Source organism: Vreelandella rituensis (assembly GCF_003336665.1).
GTDB classification, from domain to species: Bacteria; Pseudomonadota; Gammaproteobacteria; order Pseudomonadales; family Halomonadaceae; genus Vreelandella; species Vreelandella rituensis.
In genome coordinates, this window is the sequence record NZ_QPIJ01000108.1 from 1 (window position 1) to 4458 (window position 4458).

Annotated in this window: 5 protein-coding genes; 3 read left to right on the top strand and 2 right to left on the bottom strand. The window is 58.1% G+C overall.

Going from position 1 to position 4458, the window contains the following annotated elements:
* The 3 genes from DU506_RS20570 to DU506_RS22630 form a co-directional block, all read left to right on the top strand.
* Nucleotides 1-828: RNA-guided endonuclease InsQ/TnpB family protein (locus tag DU506_RS20570; protein WP_147273806.1), on the top strand; the 828-nt coding region annotated here is incomplete at its 5' end.
* A 364-nt stretch (nucleotides 829-1192) separates the two neighbouring features.
* Nucleotides 1193-1744 (top strand): periplasmic heavy metal sensor, encoded by a 552-nt coding sequence (locus DU506_RS20575; protein WP_235825859.1) that lies wholly within the window; start codon nucleotides 1193-1195, stop codon nucleotides 1742-1744.
* Nucleotides 1745-1783: 39 nt separating this feature from the next.
* Nucleotides 1784-1918: a hypothetical protein gene (locus DU506_RS22630; protein WP_268877358.1), complete on the top strand. Its 135-nt coding sequence runs from the start codon at nucleotides 1784-1786 to the stop codon at nucleotides 1916-1918.
* A gap of 372 nt (nucleotides 1919-2290) precedes the next feature.
* On the opposite strand, the gene DU506_RS20580 is transcribed toward DU506_RS22630, so the two are convergent.
* Together DU506_RS20580 and DU506_RS20585 are read right to left on the bottom strand one after the other, a co-directional pair.
* Nucleotides 2291-3232, bottom strand: coding sequence for a carbon-nitrogen hydrolase family protein (locus DU506_RS20580; protein WP_114488714.1), 942 nt, complete (start codon nucleotides 3230-3232; stop codon nucleotides 2291-2293).
* A 116-nt stretch (nucleotides 3233-3348) separates the two neighbouring features.
* Nucleotides 3349-4347: an FAD-binding oxidoreductase gene (locus tag DU506_RS20585; RefSeq protein WP_328588006.1), complete on the bottom strand. Its 999-nt coding sequence runs from the start codon at nucleotides 4345-4347 to the stop codon at nucleotides 3349-3351.
* Between the last annotated feature and the right edge of the window lie 111 nt (nucleotides 4348-4458).

The window sequence follows — 4458 nt, forward strand, 5'->3', positions numbered from 1 at the left end:
AAGCGCGCTCGGTACCCGCGTTTCAAGTCAAAGAAGCAGCGACAGTCCGCCACCTTTGCCAGTTCGGCGTTTGTGTATCGTAACGGCCAGGTCACGCTGGCCAAGTGCAAGGAACCCCTCAGCATCCGCTGGAGCCGCGAGCTTCCGTCAGCCCCCAGCACCGTTACCGTGTCCCAAGACCGCGCCGGTCGCTATTTCATTAGCTGCCTGTGCAAGGTCGAAACCCTATCGCTCGGCGTGGTGCCGAAGATGGTGGGGATTGATCTTGGCTTGAAAGACCTGTTCGTGACCAGTGACGGCAAGCGCGTCAATAACCCCCGCCATACGGCGCGTCATGCGCGTAAGCTGGCGCGGGCACAGCGCCAGCTGTCACGGAAGCAAAAAGGCTCCAACAACCGCGCCAAGGCGCGGCATACGGTGGCTCGGCGCCACGCGAAAATCGCCGATGCCCGGCTTGACCACCTACATAAACTCACCCGGCAGATCGTCAACGAGAACCAAGTGATCTGTGCTGAAAGCCTCGCGGTGAAGAACATGGTCAAGAACCGGCATCTGGCGAAAGCCATCAGCGATGTGGGCTGGGGCGAGCTGGTGCGCCAGCTTGAGTACAAGGCCGCATGGGCAGGGCGTCAGTTCGTCCAGATCGACCGCTGGTATCCTAGTTCGAAACGCTGTCATGGCTGCGGGTTTGTACTGGAACCCCTGTCGCTCGATGTTCGCATCTGGGACTGCCCCGGCTGCGGCACCCAAGGCATCGACCGCGATGTCAATGCCGCCCGCAATATTCTACAAGCCGGCACCGCGCTGTTAGCCGGTGCTGAGAGTTGAAGCACTACCGAGGGGCACTCGGGAAGTTACGCCTGTGGAGTTTGTGTAAGACCGGCAATGCCAAGGCATTGAGGCGACGGACAGCGAAGCAGGAACCTGGGAGGTAACGACCAGGGAATTCCCTTCCACAAGCGCGCTAGCGCTGAAGGTGGGGGAGGATGTCAAAACGTGTCAACCTGAAACAGGGCTGAAAACGGCGGACAAAAAATGACTTGTGACAAAATTAAGGTGTCGGGATTGGTTTCTCCTTGACCTTTGGGCCGCCTATAGGTTTTAGACTTATAACGGAAGCTAACTCCACCTTCTTCCATTTTTATTGGATAAGGCGACGTCTCGATCCGCAACACGATGAGAGGAAATTGACATGGTTAAGCATAAGAAGATCGTTGCCATTGCACTGGCTGCAAGTCTCGGTGCCGCAAGCAGCGCCATCTTTGCTCAAGGTATGAACCAGGGCGCTCAAGGCCAGGGTAGTATGATGGGCGGCCAAGGCGGCATGGGGTCCGGCATGATGATGGGCGGTCAAGGCGGCATGGGCCCCGGCATGATGATCGGCGGCCAAGGTGGCATGATGCCTTGCCCAATGATGGGTGGCATGGGACCGATGTCCAGCATGGCCGGTATGCTCGACGAGCAGCAGATGAGTACCATGCGCGAGATGCGCCAAGAGCACCGCGCTGCCCAACTTCAGCGGATGGGCGAAATGATGAACCTGCGCGATGACATGATGCAAATCATGCAGGCTGAGCGCCCTGATCCAGAGGAAGTGAAGGCGCTGCACGGTCAAATGGCTAACCTACGTGGCGAAATGATGGCCGATAAAGTGCGCATGCATAATCAGATGCAGGACCTACTGACCGACGAGCAGCGCGAACAGATGAGGGGGAGCATGCCACGCCACCAGAGCCCGCAATAAGCCTTGGCGAGTACAGCTTTGTTTGTTAGGAGTGATGCCATGATGAACGCGGAATGCTTTGCTTTTATGGGGCCAATGGGGTGGTTAGGCTGGCTAATACCCCTGGCCATGCTGTTATTAATTGGCTTGGCGATCGCGTCGCTGGCTAAGTATCTCTTCAGCCGTTCGCGTTAAGGAGATAAGTATGATGTGACGTGACGTATGACCCCCACGCTTTTGATCAAATTGCGCGTCAAACCTCGTACTTCGAGTGCGAGGAAGGATAGCGAGTGGCGCGCTATCGCCTCTTGGTTGATAGGTTAAATATAGCGCGCTAGGTTTTCTAGCATGACCACCGTCCATCGTGCCTGATCGCTATCGCTTTTACCCAACGCCCAAGCAGGCTGAAGGGCGTATTGGCCGTGTAAGGCGTGACGTCCGGCAAGCTGTGTACCTCTATCCCAAGATATCTGACGGTGCTTTCAAGCTTAACGTGTGCTAAGGCTAGTCAACAGGCGATGTGCGATCCAAAGCGGCTGTCGCTACAAAGTCAGAGAGCACGTTAGCTCAAGAATCAATGAACACGGCGGGTGGCTGGGGCGCACGATTCACCGTCAACGAAAAGATATCCGGGCGATCATAATGGCCGCTCACATCAAGTGATCGGCGTGCCCGAAGCGCCGTTTCGACCTCCATATCGGCATAAAGAATGCCCTTTTCACGGTTCAAGGGGCCTGCCGTGATCTCGCCCGAGGGGGCGATGACCACGGCATTGCCGACGTTGATCCATTCTTCCGGCGTATAGAGCCGGTCACGGTCGGGGAATGACTCTGGAATGTCGCTGCCCTGAATTGCCGTGGCGGTACCGACCACCCAGCATCCCCCTTCCTTGGCGATGTGGCGCAGGGTGGCGAGACAGGTGTCGCTTGAATCCCAGGTCGGATTGATAAAAATCTCCATGGCCTGGGCGTACAGGGCAAAACGTGCCAGGGGCATGTAGGACTCCCAGCAGATCAGACTGCCGAGCCGACCGGCGGGCGTGTCGACAACCCTTAGTCCACTGCCGTCACCCATGCCCCAGACCATGCGTTCCGGATTGGTCGGCATCAGCTTGCGATGGCGGTTGAGCAGGGTGCCTTCCGGACCGATCACCACGACGCTATTAAACAGGGTCGTACCGCTGTAGCGGCTGTCGATCTCGCTGATGCCCAGCACCAGTGTCACGGCATGCTGGGCCGCCGCCTTCTGGAGGGGAGTAAGGTGTCCTTGCTCGATGTCGACGGCATTCTCGCGCAATCGGGCGTGGAGCTCGCTGCTAAGGGCCATGTCGCCGCCCGGCTTGAGACGCCAGATCCAGGTCGGATAGCCGGGAATATGGGCCTCGGGAAACACCAGAAGAGTGGCCCCGGCGCTCACCGCCTCCTCGATCGAGTCCAGCATCCGTTCGATGGTCTCGTCTCGCTGGAGCATCACCGGGGGTTTCTGAATGACGGCAATCTTTGTGACCATGACTGTGTTCCTCATGCATGGCGCGGACAGTGAAGAGCACCCGTTCAGAGGCGCTCTCTGCCACGGTGGTGGTCATAAGGCCCCAGAACGAAGCCTTGTCAGGCCAGCGGCATTCTTCAGGCCGGGCTGATGTTCTGGTTGGTACGCAAGAGGTTCTCTGGATCAAATTTCCTCTTGAGCTCCACCAGCCTTTCGTAGTTCGCCCCATAGGCGAAGGCAATGCGATCCGTCTCATCGCCGGTCAGGAAATTGACGTAGGCGCCACCACTGGCAAAGGGCTGTGATCGGGTGAAGAAGTCACGCGCCCAGGCAATGCAACGTGCGTCCTCGGCAGCCGTTTCCCACCGGGCATGCACATTCAGCACGTAGTTGGCATCGCGGTTCGAGTAGGCCATCGCTTCGGGTTGGGCTCGGCTCGCCTGACCGCCTATCGTGCCAATGAATATCTCGCACTGCGAAGATGGTAGTGCACCCGCGTATTCAATGATGACATCGATCGGCTCTTCGTCGAGCGTCGCGAAATTATGCGATTTCCAGTAGTTCCGGGCTCCTGTGGTCAACAGCGGATCGAAAGCCTGTTGCCAGTCGGTGTAGGGCTGCACGCCGATATGCTCGCCGTATGCAGTACCGAATCCTCTCAACGGCTCGATGTACGTCTCGCCTTCAGCAGGATCGCCTGCGTAGCAAATGGCGAGTGCGACGATTTCTTTCCCGTGGACTTCCTCGGGCAAAAAGGGCAAGGGAGGCGCCTTGCGAGTGACCATCCAAACGTTGAGTTCATCCGGCATTGTCTCGGTGAAGCGGGCGAACTGCGTGATTACCGATTTCGCCTGGTCGAAGGGAAAGACGATGAGACCGCACAGCACGTTCGGGCCCACGGGATGTAGCTGATACTCGAAACGGGTCACGATACCGAAGTTTCCGCCTCCGCCGCGAAGTCCCCAGAAAAGGTCGGCGTTTTCCGATTCGCTGGCGTGCAACGGGTGACCGTCGGCCGTGATCACATCCATGCCGAGCAGATTGTCTATGGTCATGCCGTACTTTCGGCTGAGCCATCCGAAACCGCCCCCCAGGGTCAGACCGGCCACCCCCGTGGTGGAGTTGATGCCTAGCAGTCTGTCGGATTTTAGATAACGTCATGAGATACTTGCCTCCTGCCACCCCACCGGAACGACGCCATGAGCCGCTTCATCCCCGTTGACCGCCAGACCGACTATCTTCTGCCG

Bases quoted from the DNA above. Each gene is read 5' to 3' on its own strand.
- DU506_RS20575 (WP_235825859.1), top strand. From the start codon at position 1,193: ATGGTTAAGCATAAGAAGATCGTTGCCATTGCACTGGCTGCAAGTCTC.
- DU506_RS22630 (WP_268877358.1), top strand. From the start codon at position 1,784: ATGATGAACGCGGAATGCTTTGCTTTTATGGGGCCAATGGGGTGGTTA.
- DU506_RS20580 (WP_114488714.1), bottom strand. From the start codon at position 3,232: ATGGTCACAAAGATTGCCGTCATTCAGAAACCCCCGGTGATGCTCCAG.